Raw genomic sequence first — 16,383 nt, 5'->3', positions numbered from 1 at the left:
TATTTCACTACACGAAAATCAGCCCGCCCAAATCCCCCTTTTCAGATGAACTGCGCTGTGTCACTGTTTGCCCGCAAACAGAGGACACGTCATGCCCATAACCACCTGCATATTCGACGCCTACGGAACCCTGTTCGACGTCGCCGCCGCTGCCCGTCAAGTCGCCGCCGAGCCCGGTCGTGCGGATTTTGCCAAGGTCTGGCAAAAGCTGGCAAATGACTGGCGCCTGAAACAGTTGCAATACACTTGGCTACGCGCTGTGGCCGATGCCCACACCAATTTCTGGGCCGTCACGCAGGACGGTCTGGACTGGGCGCTCGAGGCCAACAATCTGACCGATCCCGAGTTGCGCGAACGCCTGCTGGCGCTTTATTGGGAACTATCCGCCTATCCGGAAGTCCCCGCTATGCTGGGCGCTTTGAAACAGGCCGGAATGAACACCGCCATCCTGTCAAACGGATCACCCGATATGCTGGATGGTGCTGTGAAATCGGCCGGTATCGGTGATTTGCTGGATGACGTTCTATCGGTTGAAACCGTGGGCGTGTTCAAACCACATGCAAGCGTTTATGCCCTTGTGAATGAACGGTTTTCCTGCACATCAGATCAGGTCTTGTTCGTATCCTCAAACGGCTGGGACGCCGCCCATGCTACCGGTTTCGGCTTTCAAACCACATGGGTCAACCGCGCCGGCGAACCGATGGACCGGCTGCCGTGGCAACCGGCGCACAGCCTGCCCGACCTAACCACCATCCCGCAACTTGCCGGTTCATTGAACTAATGGCGGCCAGAAAACCACTGGTCGCCACAATCTTTAATCTTAACGAACCCACCCTTCTGTCAGCATCAGCTTTTGCGCCTCTTCTGTCAGCAGAAAGTCAAGAAATTGCTGTGCTTCAGGATCGGCATCAGGCGACAGCGCAACATTCACATCTCGCTAAACGGTCCGTTCTGGCGCTATACTGACTTGCTCCAGCTCGTCTTTTGATGCTGGCCAGTTTGGCCATGTGATCCAGGCATCCGCATCCAATGACAAAAACGCCCGATAACTTGCCCCCGACCCTTTGGCAAATACGTCAATGTTTTTGCGAAAGGCGGACACATCATCAAGTCGCCCCAGACGTCCGGCAACATCTTCCCACGCTCCGGTTCCGGAAGTGTTATATAGTCCCGCCCCTTCGGTCACGACGATCTTCATCCCTGGCTTCAACAGATCGTCAAAACCTGAAATATGCTTCGGATTGCCAGCTTTGACAGCAATGATGGTAGGGCGGATATAGATAGGTTCAACCTGATCCGACGAAAATGTTTTGTAGGTTTCCAGAAACGCCGTCATCGATTGCTCAGACGTTCCCCACAGGATGTCTGCATCTGCCTGGGCCAATGGTGACCATTTCTTTTCAGGTCCGGCAATGATCTCAACCTTCTGTCCGGTTTTCTGCTCCCATGCCGCCGCAACCTTGGCAAAAGCCGTGTGCGGACCACCCGCCCCGTATAGTTTGACAACACCGTCCTTGGGCATGTGCTTGATCGCGGGGTCATATAATGAACTGTCCTGCGCCATAACTGCGGTTGATGTGGTCAGTAGAATTGCCAGAATTGGAAATGAAAAACGCATTGTTTTACCCGTTTGATTGAGTTTTGCGGGCCCTCGGATCAAGGGTCCCATATTACTCACACCAACGGACGCTGTTTTAATCTCTCCGCTTCTATCACACTGGCGTGTGTTTCACATCACTCTGGTTCAGTTTGCGGGTTTCCCTCTACATTCAGGAAACTTCATGGCATGCTAATGCTAACAATTGGACAAATGATGGCAAAAAGGAACATTAAAATGAACATCGACATGATCGAAGCCGCTGCAAAACGGATTGACGGCAAAGCCCGCCGCACCCCGCTGTTGTCCTCGCCCTTTCTGGATGAAATCGCGGGCCGCCGCGTGCTTGTGAAACCGGAATGCCTGCAACACACCGGAAGCTTCAAATTCCGCGGCGCGTGGTCTGCCCTGTCTGCACTTGACCCCAAGGTCCGCGCCAAAGGTGTGATCGCCTTTTCCTCGGGCAACCATGCCCAGGGGGTTGCTTTGGCAGCCAAGGAACATGGCACCACCGCAGTGATCGTCATGCCCTCGGACGCCCCACAGTTAAAGATCAACAACACCAAAGCATTGGGCGCCGAAGTCATCCTTTATGACCGCGCCACCGAGGACCGTGACGAGATTGGTGAACGTCTGGCAGGGGAACGGGGGCTGACCCTGATCAAGCCGTTTGACGAACCGCTGGTGGTCGCGGGCCAAGGGTCGGTTGGCCTTGAGATTGCGGAACAAGCCGCCGAAATGGGTGTAACACAAGCCGAGGTTCTCGTGCCCTGTGGCGGTGGCGGTCTGACCTCTGGCGTGGCTTTGGCACTCGAGGCCAAAGCCCCCGATATGAAGGTGCATCCGGTCGAGCCGGAAGGATTTGACGATGTGGCCCGTTCCCTAAGATCCGGCAAGATCGAACAGAACCCCGCGACCACAGGGTCGATTTGTGACGCCATCATCACCCCGTCGCCGGGCATCATCCCCTTCCCCATCCTACACCGCCTGTGCGGTGCGGGGTTGGTGGTGTCGGATGACGATTGCCTGCACGCCATGGCCGAGGCCTTCACCCGCCTGAAAATCGTGATTGAGCCGGGCGGGGCATCTGCACTGGCGGCTGCCTTGTTCCACGGCGACACACTGCAAAGTGACACAGTAATCGTTGTTGCCTCTGGCGGAAATGTCGATGCCGCGCTATTCTCGCAAGCTCTTGCAAAATACGGAAAGTAACGCAAATGACCCGTTTCACGATTGCCAGTTTCAACGTCAAAAACCTGATCGGGGCAGATCGGGAGTATTACAAATTCATGCACTACACCCCCGAGGAATACGCATGGAAAGAAGACTGGATGGCCGATCAGGTAGTAAAACTAAACGCCGATATTGTCGGTTTTCAGGAGATTTTCGAGGAAGACGCCCTGAAGGCCGTGATTGCCGAAGCAGACCGGCGCGGCATTGCCACCAACGAAGTCACGATCCCCGACCGCAACAAGCGTTATGCCAAAAAGGCGATTTTCCGCAAACTGGCCTATAGCCCCTATACCGATGCCGCTGTTGCCTTTGCCCCTAATGTGAATGATGGCGAACCCGGCCAACGCCGCCCCGGCCTTGCAATCCTGTCACGCTTTGGATTTCGCGGCAAACCCGTGGTCATTCAACAGCTTGAACCGGAAATGAAAATTCCTATGCAGGATCTGGGCGGCGGGGATGGTGGTTATTACACCGTTTCCCGCCTGTCACGCCCGATCCAGAAGGTGCGCATCCCCATCGGCAACCGCGTGATCACGGTTTTCAACTGCCACTTGAAATCAAAACTGGGGGAATTCATTACCCCCGAAGGTGCCGATTTTGCTCCCGAAGCCGACCTGACCCGTTATGACGCCTCCGGTCGTGCCTTGGGATCATTGCGGGCAGGTCTGCGCCGCATGGCCGAAGCCTGGGTGCTGCGCCGCCTGATAATTGACGAATTGGAAGACGGCCATCCGGTGATGGTGCTGGGTGATTTCAACGACAATGAAAATGCGGTCAGTAGCGAAATTATTTCCGGCGAAATACCGTTCAAGAACTACACTTGGATGCTGCGCCATGATGCAAAATCGCCCAATGACCGCTATACCGAGGAGGAAGACAAGCAAATTCGGGGCGAAATCGAGCGTGTCCGCCTGCATTCCGCGGAAAAGCTGTTCGTGCGCAAATCCATGCGGGATATGGTCTATACTTCGGCCTTTGGCGGCGTTTACGAGAGCATCGACCAGATATTGATGAGCCGCCATTTCCACCCTGACAACAACAACCGTATGGGTGAAATGGAGTATTTCAGCGTCTATAACGATCACATCACCGATGGCTCGCATGACGAGGCGCCTTATAACAAACTGGCCTCGGACCACGGGCAGATCATGGCACATATGCAACTGTTTGACGCGGGGTAAGGAATACCCGACTAGGTAAATTCGCCTAAAAATGGTAATCTGAACTCAGCCTGGTTATCTGGCCCCGGCTCGCGCGTCCCCTCCCAACGTGCAGCCGGGGCTTTTTATTACGCATTTAGTTGACAATGCAAACTACTTTCCCTGATACTGCCCCCGAACAGGGAGAAAACAGATGCGCACGCAAGTTGCCATTATCGGCGGCGGCCCTTCGGGGTTGTTGCTAAGTCAGCTATTGCACTGCAAGGGCATTGATACCGTAGTGCTGGAACGCAAAACCCGCGACTATGTGCTGGGTCGCATTCGGGCGGGGGTGCTTGAGGTCGGCTTTGTCAATCTAATGCGCGAGGCCGGTGTGGCCACGCGGATGGATGCCGAAAGTTTCACCCATGATGGCACCTGCATTGCCTACGGAAACACCCAGTTCCGCATTGATTTCAAGGCACTGACCGGCACCTCGGTTGTGGTTTACGGCCAGACCGAGCTGACCCGCGATCTGTATGACGCGCGGCAGGCGATGGGTGGGCAGATCATTTTCAATACCGATAATGTGCAAATCCACGATGCTAATACGGATGCGCCTTACATCACCTATGACGCCGGTCAGGGCGAGCAGCGGATCGACTGCGATTACATCGCCGGCTGTGACGGGTTTCACGGGGCCAGCCGCCCGACCATCCCTGACAAGATCCGCCGTGATTATGAAAAGGCCTACCCCTTTGGCTGGCTCGGTGTGCTGTCGGAAACCCCGCCGGTGCATCACGAATTGATCTATTCCAGTTCGGATCGCGGCTTTGCCCTGTGTTCCATGCGCCACGCGAACCTGTCGCGCTATTACATTCAGGTGCCTTTGTCCGACGGGGTGGAAAAATGGAGTGACGCGGCCTTTTGGGATGAATTGAAACGCCGCCTGCCCGACGAGGTGGCCGAGCGGCTGATCACCGGCCCCTCGATTGAAAAGTCCATCGCGCCCTTGCGCAGTTTCGTCACCGAACCGATGCGCTGGGGCCGTTTGTTTTTATGCGGGGATGCGGCCCATATCGTGCCGCCGACCGGTGCCAAGGGGTTGAATACGGCTGCATCCGACATTCACTATTTGTATAACGCCCTGATTGCCGCCTATCATGACAAGGATATTGATGGGCTTGCGCACTATTCCGACCGCGCGCTGGCCCGTATCTGGAAGGCCGAAAGGTTCAGTTGGTGGATGACAAATCTGCTGCACCGCTTCCCCGATCAAAGCGCGTTTGATCTGAAAATGCAGCGCGCGGATCAGGAATTTTTGGCCGAAAACGAGGCCGCACAAAAGGTGCTGGCGCAAAACTATGTGGGGTTGGCGTACTGATGCAGATGGCGGAATTGAACGGAATTACAGTGCACTACGCCGATCAGGGCGACCCGAACGGCGCGGCTGTGGTGTTTTCCAACTCGCTGGGAACGGATTTTCGGCTGTGGGACCAGTTGATGCCGTATCTTCCAAAGGGGTTGCGCCTGATCCGTTACGATACACGCGGGCACGGGCTGACCGGCGCGCCCGATGGTGATTACTTTATGGGTGATCTGGTGGGGGATGCGGCGGCACTGCTGGACCATCTGGGGGTGAAAAACTGCATCTTTGTCGGCCTGTCCATTGGCGGCATGATTGCGCAAGGTCTGGCGGCGGAGCGGCTGGATCTGGTGCGCGGGCTGGTGCTGTCCAACACAGCGGCCAAAATCGGCACCACTGCGATGTGGCAGGACCGGATGGAGGCCGTGCGCAAGGGCGGGATTGCCGCATTGGAAGCAGGTATTCTGGAACGCTGGCTGTCGCCCCGCTGGCGGCGGGAAAATCCGGTCGAACTGGCGGGCTGGCGGCATATGTTGTGCCGCACGCCGGTTGACGGGTATCTGGGCTGTAGCGCCGCGATTGCCGAAACCGATCTGTTCGACAGCACCGCGCGGCTGACCCTGCCGACACTGGCGATTGCGGGGTCCGAAGATGGGTCCACCCCGCCCGATCTGGTGCGCGAAACCGCCGATCTGATGAAGGGGTCGAAATTCCATCTGATCCGTGGTGCAGGCCATTTGCCCTGTGTCGAACAACCCCAGGAATACGCCGCCGTCCTGACTACTTTTCTAGAGGAGCAAGGCCATGTCTGAACGCTATGACAAAGGCATGGAAACGCGCCGCGCGGTGCTGGGCAATGACCATGTGGACCGCGCCGAACTGGCCAAAACCCCGTTTGATGCGCCCTTTCAGGAAATGATTACCGAGGGCGCATGGGGCACCCTTTGGGCATCCGACACCATCAGCAAACGTGACCGATCCCTGATCACGCTGGCGCTGCTGGCCGCCGGTGGTCACTGGGATGAACTCGTCCTGCACATTCGCGCCACGGCCAATACGGGTGCCACGCCAGATGAGGTGCGCGAGGCCTTCATGCATGTCGCCATCTATGCCGGTGTTCCCGCCGCCAACCACGCCCTGAAAATCGCCAAGGCCACTTACGCCGAAATGGGAGTCGAGATATGAAACCCGCCGAATACTACATGCGCGACCGCCTGCACCACCCGCCTGCGAAATCGGAAAACTACAAAACATCCGTCACCCGTTCGCCGCAATACGCGCTGTTGTCGCTGGAAAACTCGCTATCGGAAATCACCGGCCCTGTGTTCAGTCACAGAGACATTGACCCGCTGGACAACGATCTGCTGAAAAACTACAGCCACGGCGGCGATCCGATTGGCGAGCGCATCATCGTGCATGGCCGTGTTCTGGACGAAAACGCCCGCCCCGTGCCCAATACCCTTGTGGAAATCTGGCAGGCCAATGCCGGTGGGCGCTACCGGCATAAAAAGGATACCTACCTTGCACCGATTGACCCCAATTTCGGCGGCTGCGGGCGCACCATGACGGATGACGACGGCTATTACTATTTCCGCACCGTGAAACCGGGCGCCTATCCGTGGCGCAACTGGGTCAACAACTGGCGGCCCGCGCATATCCATTTTTCAATCTTCGGCGCGGGTTTTGCGCAACGGCTGATCACCCAGCTGTATTTCGAGGGCGATCCGCTGATTGCCAAATGTCCGATCGTGCAGACCGTGCCGGATGCCGAGGCGATTGACCAACTGGTCGCCAAACTCGACATGAATGCCAGCGTGCCGCTGGACAGCATCGCCTATCGGTTCGACATCGTGCTACGCGGGCGGCGTTCGACCCTGTTTGAAAACCGGCTGGAGGGGAACTGATGAAATACCTGAAAGAAACCCCGTCGCAAACCGCTGGCCCATATGTGCACATCGGCCTCGCCCCGCGTGCTGCCGGTTTTGACATTTTCAAACAGGAACTGGGCTGGGACATCGCCGGACCAAACGCCAAAGGCGAACGCATCCGCGTCGAGGGCTGCGTATATGACGGCACGGGTGCACCGGTAAAAGATGTGCTGATCGAGGCGTGGCAGGCCAATGCGAACGGCCATTATGCCCACCCCGAGGACGGGCGCGGGGTCGAGGACGGCTTTCGCGGCTGGGGGCGGGTGATCACCGATTTTGACACCGGTCTTTGGGGTTTTGACACCATCAAACCGGGCGCCACAGCAGGCCGGGGTGGCACCACGCAGGCCCCGCATATCAACCTGTGGATCGTCGCGCGGGGCATCAACCTTGGCCTGAACACGCGGATGTATTTTGACGATTGTGACAACAGTAATGACCCCGTGCTGAACCTGATCGAACAGACCCACCGTCGCCAGACCCTGATTGCCACCCGCGCGGAAAACGACAAAGGCGTGACATACCGTTTTGATATCCGCATACAGGGGCAGGATGAAACCGTGTTTCTGGATATTTAAGCGATGACAAACCCCTGCATCATCTGCGTGGCGATCACCGGATCGGTGGCGCAAAAATCCGACAATCCGGCGGTGCCTGTCAGCATCGCCGAACAGATCGAAAGCACCCATGCGGCGTACGAGGCTGGCGCGTCCATCGCCCATTGCCATGTGCGTAATGATGACGGCTCGCCCACTTCCGATCCTGACCGCTTTGCCCTGCTGATGGAGGGCATCCGCACCCATTGCCCCGATATGATCGTGCAGTTTTCCACTGGCGGGCGCTCGGGTGCAGGCGCGGAACGCGGCGGTATGCTGCCCCTGCACCCCGATATGGCCTCGCTCACCGTTGGCTCCAACAACTTCCCCACCCGCGTTTACGAAAACCCGCCTGATCTGGTCGATTGGCTGGCGGGCGAGATGCTGAAATACGACATCAAGCCCGAGATCGAGGTCTTTGATTTAAGCCACATCTTTCAGGCTGTTGCGATGGCACAGGATGGCCGCCTGAAATCCCCGCTCTATGTGCAATTCGTGATGGGCGTAAAAAACGCCATGCCAGTGGATAAAGAGGTGTTCGATTTCTACATTCGGACTTTGAGCCGCCTTGCCCCCAATGCCCAGTGGTGCGGGGCCGGAGTCGGTGCAGGGCAGATCAGGATCAACGAATGGTCCATCGCCGCCGGTGGCCACACCCGCACGGGGCTTGAGGATAACATCCGGCTGGACCGGCACACACTGGCCCCTTCAAATGCCGCATTGGTCGCCCGTGCTGCTGATCTTTGCGCCAAATACGACCGTCCTGTCGCCACACCGCAACAGGCCCGCGCTATCCTTGGGCTGGAGGGTTAGATGGCCGTTACCCCCTTTGATAGCGCCATGATGCGCGGGTTGTTTGGTGATGACGACATCGCCCGCCTGTTTTCCGATAGCGCCGAAGTGCGCGCGATGCTGCTGGTCGAAGGGGCATTGGCGCAGGCGCAGGGGGAACTGGGGGTGATCCCGTCCGACTCTGCCGCCTTTATCAAACGCGCGGTGATGGAGGTACAGATCGATCCCGCCGGTTTATCCGCCGAAACCGGTATCAACGCGGTAGTGGTTCCGGCGCTGGTCAAGGCCTTTCACGCCGCAACGGAGGCACCGGAACACGCGCAGTATTTCCACTGGGGCGCAACCTCGCAAGACATCATGGACACCGCTTTGGTGTTGCGGCTAAAACAGGTGCTGGCGCTGTTCGAGGAGCGCCTGAAAGCCATTATCAAAGCCCTGGGCACGCTGGCCGAAACCCATGCCGATCTGCCGATGGCGGGGCGCACCTATGGGCAGATTGCCTCGCCCACAACATTCGGGGCCACAGTGGCCACATGGGGGATGCCGCTGATTGACCATTTTCAACGGCTCACCGAGTTGCGCCCGCGCCTGCTGCGGATCAGCCTGTTCGGTGCTGCTGGCACGGCTTCACAACTGGAAAAAGCGCCGGAGCTGCGGCGCAAAATGGCCATGGCGCTGGGGCTAACGGCCACCGACACCCCGTGGCACAGCACCCGCGACAGCATCGCCGACTATTCCGGATGGCTGGCGCTGGTGACAGGCAGCCTTGGCAAGATGGGCGAGGATTTACTGTTGCTGACCCAATCGGGCATTGCCGAGGTTTCGCTGGGTGGCGGCGGATCATCTTCGACCATGCCGCAGAAATCCAATCCGGTGTTGCCGTCCCTGCTGGTGGCGCTGGCGCGTCAGGTCACGGCCCTGAACGCGGCCCTTCAGGGCGCGCAAATCCACCGCCAGCAACGCGACGGGGCGGCGTGGTTTGTGGAATGGATGAACCTTGGCCAAATCACCATGGCCACAGGGCGCGCCCTGACCGCAACGGGTGATCTGTCGGGCAATATCACGCCTGATCCCGACCGGATGCTTACCCATATCGACGACGGGCTGGGCCTGATCTATGCCGAGGCCCTTAGTTTCGAGCTGGCCAAAACCCAACCCCGCCCGCAAACGCAGGCCGAGGTCAAAGCCCTGTGCCAGCAGGCAAAAACCGACGCCACCCCCCTGCCCGATCTGGCCCGCGCCAAATGGCCCGATAATCCTGCCGCCCTGTTTACACCCGAAAACCAGTTGGGCGAGGCCCCTGCGCAGGCCCGCACATTTGCCAAGGCTGCAAAAGCATATTGAACTATTCGGTTCAGTTTGATAGCCGTCAGGGACGCGCAACATACCGGACCTGACAATGAAAACCCGCCTGCCTATCCTTTTCATCATGATCACGCTGGTGATCGATTCCATGGGCATTGGATTGATCATGCCGGTGATGCCGGACCTAATCCGGCAACTTCGCCATACCGATCTGGCCTCGGCGGCGATGTGGGGCGGGGTGCTGGCAACCAGTTTCGCGGTGATGCAGTTCCTGTTTTCGCCCACCATCGGCAACCTGTCAGACCGGTTTGGCCGCCGCCGTGTGCTGCTGGTATCGCTGTTTTTCATGTCACTGGATTATCTGGTGATGGCCATTGCCGGCAGCATCTGGATACTGCTGGCAGGGCGCATTGTGGCCGGCATCACCGCCGCCACCCAATCCACCGGCACCGCCTTCATGGCCGATATTTCCACGGCCAAGGACAAGGCCAAGAACTTCGGCCTTGTCAGTGCCGCCTTTGGCATTGGCTTTGTCATCGGCCCGCTTATTGGCGGGGTGTTATCCACCCTTGGCCCCCGTGCGCCATTCTATGCTGCCGCCATGCTGGCCGCCGCCAATTTCACCTTCGGCTATTTCGTGATGCCCGAAACCGTGACCGACGCCATTCGCCGCCCGTTTGAATGGCGCCGCGCCAACCCGCTGGGGGCGTTCAAACATATCGCCCGCCTGCCGGGGCTAAAAGCACTGCTGACGGTGCATCTGCTCTATTCCATCGCCTTTTTCGTCTATCCGGCCGTCTGGGCCTATTTCACCCGTGAAAGGTTTGGTTGGGACGGGCTGATGGTGGGCTATTCGCTGGCGACTTTTGGTATCTCGATCGCCATCGTGCAGGGCCTGCTGATCCGTCATATCATTGCCCGTCTTGGCGAAGAGCGCACACTGCTGTTGGGGCTGCTGATCAATATGCTGTCATTTCTGGGTATCGCCCTGATTCCGAACGGCTGGATCGTGCTGGCCCTGACACCTGTCACCGCGCTGGGGGCGATTTCCGGCCCCGCATTGCTGTCTATTATGTCACGCACCGCCGCTGACAACCAGCAGGGCGAATTGCAGGGGTTGCTGGGCAGTGTCGGATCGATCGGCACCATCCTGTCGCCCATCCTAATGACCCAGACGTTCAGCTATTTCATATCCGCCCGCGCCCCGTTCTACATGCCGGGCGCACCGTTTATCCTGTCGTTGGGGCTGATTGCGGTTTGCGTCGGCATCTATCTGGCCCGCACCGGACAGGAAACCACAGAACACCCCTTGCCATAGGGCGTGATTTGCGCTCCCCTCGCCCTGAACACCAAGGAGAGCCCCATGACCAAAATCCGCGCCGCCGTTGCCCATGAATTCGGCCAGCCGTTAAGCATCGAAACACTGGAGTTACGCGCGCCGAAATCAGGCGAAGTCGAAGTGGCACTGGAAGCCTGCGCCATCTGTCATTCCGACATTTCCTTTATGGATGGCGGCTGGGGCGGGCATTTGCCTGCGGTTTATGGCCACGAAGCTGCCGGGCGGGTTACTGCCATTGGCCATGGGGTGAAGGGCGTGCAGATTGGCGATACGGTGCTTGTCACGCTGATCCGGTCTTGTGGTGAATGCGTGCCCTGTTCTACCGGCAAGCCGGTGATCTGTAACAACCTTCCCCGTATGGAAGGGCCATTGACCACGCTTGAAGGCGGGCCGGTTGCGCAGGGGCTGGAATGTGGGGCCTTTGCCGAAAAGGTGGTGGTCGATACCAGCCAGATTGCCCCGATCCCGGGCGACATGCCGATGGATGCGGCCTGTCTGTTGTCCTGTGGCGTCATCACCGGAGTTGGCGCCGTGGTGAATACAGCGGGCCTGCGGGCGGGGCAAACGGCTGTTGTGATTGGCGCGGGCGGTGTGGGCCTGAACGCCATTCAGGGCGCGCGGATTGCCGGCGCGGCCAAAATCATTGCGATAGATATGCTTGAGGAAAAGCTGGACGTTGCAATGGAATTTGGCGCGACCCACGGTATTCTGGCCAGTGATCCCAAACCCTGGGGGGCTGTGCGCAAACTGACCGGTGGCAAGATGGCCGATGCGGTATTTGTTACCGTTGGTGCAACGGCTGTTTATGACACCGCGGCCCGATACCTGACGATGGGTGGTAAACTGGTGATGGTCGGCATGCCCCATTCCGGCGACAAGGCCACATATGAACCCGTTATCACCGCCGCCACCGGCCAGCAGATGCTGGGCTGCAAAATGGGCGATGTGGTGCTGAAACGCGATATTCCGTGGATGGTGGACTTGTATCAACAAGGCCGCTTGAAACTGGATGAGCTGGTTTCAGGCCGCTGGACCCTGGATCAGATCAACGATGCCATCAAAGACACCCGCACAGGGGCCGCGCGGCGCAATGTTGTGTTGTTTAAATAGACCGCTAACAGCAAATTCCCGCCATCCCGCGCGATATTCTCGCTTTTTTATTTTTGCCATGCTAATATGCGAATATGAACGGTTTTTTATAAGCAGGGTAGGAATTTTGCCTTCTACAGCAAACGCATTAAATGATGATCACTACGTTCCGGTAAATCCGGACGACATGATCAGCCAATCCGAGGCCGCCGCCAGTTTCCTAAAGGCGCTGTCCCACGAAGGGCGCCTGATGATCCTGTGCCATTTGTCCTCGGGCGAAAAATCTGTCACCCAGCTGGAACAGCTTTTGTCCACCCGTCAGGCTGCCGTCAGCCAGCAACTGGCCCGCTTGCGTCTGGAAGGGTTTGTTTCCTGCCGTCGTGACGGGAAAATCATGTATTACGCGCTGGCTGACAATAAAGCGCGGCAGATGATTGATCTGGTCTACAATCTGTTTTGCAATTACCAACCGCCGGAATAGGCGCTACTGCGAACCCGGCACCCGCGCGGTGATTTCCACATCGGTTTTACAGTTGCTCATGCAAGCGTCATGGGTGAACAGAGGCAATTCGGTTTGCGCGCGATCATCCATGTAGAAACCACCCTCGTTGGGCAGGTGGATGCTGGTGAAATTTTCACGGCTCAGCACGAAATCCTCGTCCACCAGATCGCTTGAATATAGCAGATAGGCAAGGATGGCGTAAATTTCGTCATCGCTGGCCGCTTCGCCATAGCCCACCGTCATCGCCCGGTTGATAAAATCGTAAGCGGTTGAAAGATAAGGCCAGAATGACCCAATCGTGCGCATGGGGCGTTCATCCTGCAGGGTATCCAAGCCCCCCGCCAGCGCCGGATACCGCCCGACCCCTTCGGCAAAATCACCATGGCAGGCCGCGCATTTTTCAATGAACACTTCTTCGCCCATGGCCACGCTACCGCTGCCTGCAGGCAGGCCCAAACCGTCAGGGCGCACGTCGATGTCCCATGCGGCAATTTCATCGGGTTCCGCCACACGACCAAGACCCAAAGGCTCGGCCGTTACCGGCATAGCGAAACAAAGCACCATCAGCAGGCTAGGAAACCTCGACATTCTCGACCCTCCCGTCGCTTTGCAGGTGCCATGTCTGGATGCCGTTGTTGTGGTAGTTCGAATTCACCCCGCGCAATTTGCGCAGCGCGTCCTTGGTCGGCTGCACATATCCGGTACTGTCATGGGCACGGCTTTGCAGCAGCAGGGGGCGCCCGTCCCAATCGAATTCGTAATAGAACCGGTGCAGGGATTTATCGCAACTCGGCCCTGACAGGCGCGCCTTGACCCAGTTGATGCCGCCATCCAGCGTGATGTCGACCTGCGGGATGGTGCCCCGCCCCGACCACGCCAGACCGGACACCACCAGCGGCCCCTTGCCATGCAGCACCGGTGCTTGCGGGCTGGGGCTGGTGATCACCGATTTGGCATCCATTTCCCAGGTAAACCGGCGCGTGCGCCCGTCCGCCATCAGGTCGGAATATTTGCTGCTTTCCTCGCGGTGGTGCCACGGTTTGTCCCCGACCTCGATCCGGCGCAGCCATTTCACCCACATGTTGCCTTCCCAGCCCGGCACAACCAGCCGCACGGGGTAACCTTGTTCGGGGCGCAAAGCCTCGCCATTCATTTTAAAGGCGACCAGACAATCGTCCAGCGCCTTTTCCAGCGGGATCGAGCGGCTCATCGCCGCCGCATCCGATCCTTCGTCCAGCAGGTATCGCAGCGGCACGCCGGTATATTCGACATTGTGGATCATGCCGTGGGTGAATTGCACCCCGTCCATTTGCACCCCGCGCCATTCCATGCCGGAATTGGCAGCACATTCCAGAAAATATGTGCGGTTTTCACGCGGGAAACGCATCAGATCCTGCAAGGTGAACACCAAAGGACGATCCACCAGCCCGTTGATCATCAGCCGGTATTTTGCCGGATCAATCTGTGCTGCGCCGGCGTGCGAGCGCTGGAAACACAGCCCGTTCGGGGTGATGATGCCGTCCAGTTCGTGCAGGGGGGTAAAGTTGATCGCGGTATAGGCGTCGGGGGTCAGCCATTCGACTCGCCCGCGTATCACATCGGCTTCAAACGGTGATGGCATCCCGTAAGGCGCATCATCAATCGGATCACCCAGATCACGCCGCCACGGCTGCATTCCGGTGATCGCCGGATCGCCACCGGCAAGGGTGGGGCCTGCCGTCAGCATAGCCCCGCCAGCCGCCGCGCCTGCGGTTAGAAACGCGCGGCGGCTGGGGGTTTTGTCCGGCGTGTCAGGCACCCGTCACCATGACCGATTTGTTCGGATCAACATGTACCGTGCCCTTGTTCTTGATAAAGCTTTCAACCACATCAAAAATTGCTGGCCCTTCAGTGCCTTCACGCACCGATGCCCAACCGGCCACCACATAGTTTTTCGCCGGATCAATCGCTTCGCCGGTTTTCAACATGGTCATATTCGACAGACGCGACCCTTGCGGTTTGGAAACGTCGATATGATAACCCATACCGCCAACGCGCACCATGTCGCCGCCCTGCTGGTAATAGGGGTCAGGGTTAAACAGGTTGTCGGCCACGTCTTCCAGAATGATCTTGATCTGCTCGCCGGACATTTCCGAACGATAGGAATTCGGATAGCTCATCGCGGTGGCATTATACAGGTCTTCGCGGGTGATGTCCTGACCGGGCATCATGCTTGGTCCCCAGCGGAAACCGGGGCTAAGGGCGATGTCGGCCTCGCGCTCGTCAATCAGCGCGTTACAGATCAGATCATCCCATGTGCCGTTGAAATTACCGCGACGATAAAGCAGGCTGTCGGTCTTGCCGATCACCTCTTCCAGCTCGTCCTTGAAGGGCGCGCGTTCGGCCTCGAGGGCTGCAGCCATTTCCGGTTCCGCCGCAATCACATCCGAAAAGATCGGGATCAGTTTGTGGCGGAAACCCATCAGTCGACCATCGCGCACGTCCAGATCAAGGCGGGTCACGAATTTACCGTTCGATCCCGATGCAATCAGCATGGTTTCCCCGACCAACACAGGTTCGGGCAATGCGTCGTGGGTGTGGCCGGTCAGAATGATGTCGATGCCCTTGATCTTGGAGGCCATCTTGCGGTCCACGTCAAACCCGTTGTGCGATAGGCAAACCACCAGATCGGCACCGGCGGCGCGCACTTCGTCAACCATTTCCTGCATTCGCTCGTCATGGATCCCGAATGAATATTCGGGGAACATCCAGCCGGGGTTGGCGATCGGCATATAGGGGAAGGCTTGCCCGATCACGGCGATCTTGGCGCCGCCACGTTCAAAGAATTCGTAATCAACGAAGTCTTCCGAGGGTTCGTTCCATTCGTTGTCGTAAATGTTCTGCCCCATCGCAGGGAATTCCAGACCGTCGATAATCTCGCGAATTCGCTCGGACCCCAGCGTGAATTCCCAATGAAACGTCATTGCGTTGGGTTTCAGGCGGTTGAACAGGTTCACAACATCCTGCCCTTGGGTTTTCAGACAGGTGTAGGAGCCATGCCACGTATCACCACCATCCAGCAGCAGCGCATCGGGACGATCGGCGCGGATGGCATTTACCACGGTTGCAATCCGGTCAATGCCACCCATCTTGCCATAGGTTTTGGCCAATGATGTGAAATCGACATAGGTCAGGGCATAGGCCTCGGGGGTGCCGGGCTTGATGTTGAACATTTTCAGGAAATCGGCGCCCGTAACATGCGGCGGTAGACCCTTCACATCACCCAGCCCCAGATTGATTTCAGGTTCGCGGAAATAGGTCGGCTTCATCTGGGCGTGGATGTCGGTGATGTGGATCAGGGTAACATTGCCGAAGGTGTCAAAATTCAGCAGTTGATCCTGCGTTAACGCCTGTTGTGCGGCCAGTTTGGCCCAATTCCCAACGCCCGATGCGCCATAAATGGCCGAAGCCGCTACTGTTGCCTGCAAGAAATCGCGACGCGAAATCATATTGTACTC

At 58.0% G+C, this 16,383-nt stretch carries 17 protein-coding genes; 13 read left to right on the top strand and 4 right to left on the bottom strand.

Annotation, left to right across the window (positions count from 1 at the left end):
* Positions 1-91: 91 nt before the first annotated feature.
* Positions 92-781: a haloacid dehalogenase type II gene (locus tag ACQY4M_RS21905; protein ID WP_428548793.1), complete on the top strand. Its 690-nt coding sequence runs from the start codon at positions 92-94 to the stop codon at positions 779-781.
* A gap of 156 nt (positions 782-937) precedes the next feature.
* On the opposite strand, the gene ACQY4M_RS21900 is transcribed toward ACQY4M_RS21905, so the two are convergent.
* Positions 938-1,669: a substrate-binding domain-containing protein gene (locus tag ACQY4M_RS21900; RefSeq protein ID WP_428549053.1), complete on the bottom strand. Its 732-nt coding sequence runs from the start codon at positions 1,667-1,669 to the stop codon at positions 938-940.
* 165 nt (positions 1,670-1,834) lie between these two features.
* Between ACQY4M_RS21900 and ACQY4M_RS21895 the strand changes: the two genes are divergently transcribed.
* From ACQY4M_RS21895 to ACQY4M_RS21840, 12 genes are all read left to right on the top strand, one after another.
* The gene (locus ACQY4M_RS21895) at positions 1,835-2,809 is read left to right on the top strand and encodes a threonine ammonia-lyase (RefSeq protein ID WP_428548790.1); all 975 of its coding nucleotides are present in this window, start codon (positions 1,835-1,837) and stop codon (positions 2,807-2,809) included.
* 5 nt (positions 2,810-2,814) lie between these two features.
* Complete coding sequence (locus ACQY4M_RS21890) at positions 2,815-4,011, top strand: endonuclease/exonuclease/phosphatase family protein (RefSeq protein ID WP_428548787.1); 1,197 nt, start codon at positions 2,815-2,817, stop codon at positions 4,009-4,011.
* 172 nt (positions 4,012-4,183) lie between these two features.
* A complete protein-coding gene (pobA, locus tag ACQY4M_RS21885; RefSeq protein ID WP_428548784.1) occupies positions 4,184-5,353 on the top strand; it encodes a 4-hydroxybenzoate 3-monooxygenase in 1,170 nt (389 codons plus the stop codon).
* Positions 5,353-6,147: a 3-oxoadipate enol-lactonase gene (gene pcaD / locus ACQY4M_RS21880; RefSeq protein ID WP_428548781.1), complete on the top strand. Its 795-nt coding sequence runs from the start codon at positions 5,353-5,355 to the stop codon at positions 6,145-6,147. The genes pobA and pcaD overlap by 1 nt, the downstream gene beginning before the upstream one ends.
* The gene (pcaC, locus tag ACQY4M_RS21875; RefSeq protein WP_428548778.1) at positions 6,140-6,520 is read left to right on the top strand and encodes a 4-carboxymuconolactone decarboxylase; all 381 of its coding nucleotides are present in this window, start codon (positions 6,140-6,142) and stop codon (positions 6,518-6,520) included. The genes pcaD and pcaC overlap by 8 nt, the downstream gene beginning before the upstream one ends.
* Positions 6,517-7,239, top strand: coding sequence for a protocatechuate 3,4-dioxygenase subunit beta (gene pcaH, locus ACQY4M_RS21870; protein WP_428548775.1), 723 nt, complete (start codon positions 6,517-6,519; stop codon positions 7,237-7,239). Before pcaC ends, pcaH begins: the two co-directional genes overlap by 4 nt.
* Positions 7,239-7,841, top strand: coding sequence for a protocatechuate 3,4-dioxygenase subunit alpha (pcaG, locus tag ACQY4M_RS21865; RefSeq protein ID WP_428548772.1), 603 nt, complete (start codon positions 7,239-7,241; stop codon positions 7,839-7,841). Before pcaH ends, pcaG begins: the two co-directional genes overlap by 1 nt.
* 3 nt (positions 7,842-7,844) lie before the next feature.
* The gene (locus tag ACQY4M_RS21860) at positions 7,845-8,672 is read left to right on the top strand and encodes a 3-keto-5-aminohexanoate cleavage protein (protein ID WP_428548769.1); all 828 of its coding nucleotides are present in this window, start codon (positions 7,845-7,847) and stop codon (positions 8,670-8,672) included.
* Entirely contained in the window at positions 8,673-9,995 is a 1,323-nt protein-coding gene (locus ACQY4M_RS21855; RefSeq protein ID WP_428548766.1) for a class-II fumarase/aspartase family protein, read from the top strand.
* A 55-nt stretch (positions 9,996-10,050) separates the two neighbouring features.
* A complete protein-coding gene (locus ACQY4M_RS21850; RefSeq protein WP_428548763.1) occupies positions 10,051-11,274 on the top strand; it encodes a TCR/Tet family MFS transporter in 1,224 nt (407 codons plus the stop codon).
* Positions 11,275-11,319: 45 nt separating this feature from the next.
* Positions 11,320-12,405, top strand: coding sequence for a Zn-dependent alcohol dehydrogenase (locus ACQY4M_RS21845; protein WP_428548760.1), 1,086 nt, complete (start codon positions 11,320-11,322; stop codon positions 12,403-12,405).
* 166 nt (positions 12,406-12,571) lie between these two features.
* A complete protein-coding gene (locus ACQY4M_RS21840; RefSeq protein WP_428549050.1) occupies positions 12,572-12,865 on the top strand; it encodes an ArsR/SmtB family transcription factor in 294 nt (97 codons plus the stop codon).
* Between the two features lie 3 nt (positions 12,866-12,868).
* On the opposite strand, the gene ACQY4M_RS21835 is transcribed toward ACQY4M_RS21840, so the two are convergent.
* From ACQY4M_RS21835 to soxB, 3 genes are read right to left on the bottom strand one after another with little or no spacing between them, the layout of a single operon-like run.
* Positions 12,869-13,474, bottom strand: coding sequence for a c-type cytochrome (locus tag ACQY4M_RS21835; RefSeq protein ID WP_428548757.1), 606 nt, complete (start codon positions 13,472-13,474; stop codon positions 12,869-12,871).
* Entirely contained in the window at positions 13,458-14,684 is a 1,227-nt protein-coding gene (gene soxC, locus ACQY4M_RS21830; RefSeq protein WP_428548754.1) for a sulfite dehydrogenase, read from the bottom strand. The genes ACQY4M_RS21835 and soxC overlap by 17 nt, the downstream gene beginning before the upstream one ends.
* A complete protein-coding gene (gene soxB / locus ACQY4M_RS21825) occupies positions 14,677-16,374 on the bottom strand; it encodes a thiosulfohydrolase SoxB (RefSeq protein WP_428548751.1) in 1,698 nt (565 codons plus the stop codon). Before soxB ends, soxC begins: the two co-directional genes overlap by 8 nt.
* Positions 16,375-16,383 lie beyond the last annotated feature (9 nt).

The sequence above is a fragment of the Profundibacter sp. genome, from assembly GCF_965277155.1.
Classification (GTDB): domain Bacteria; phylum Pseudomonadota; class Alphaproteobacteria; order Rhodobacterales; family Rhodobacteraceae; genus Profundibacter.
Note: the sequence above shows the minus strand (reverse complement) of the source record. Positions and strands in the feature narration are given on the sequence as shown.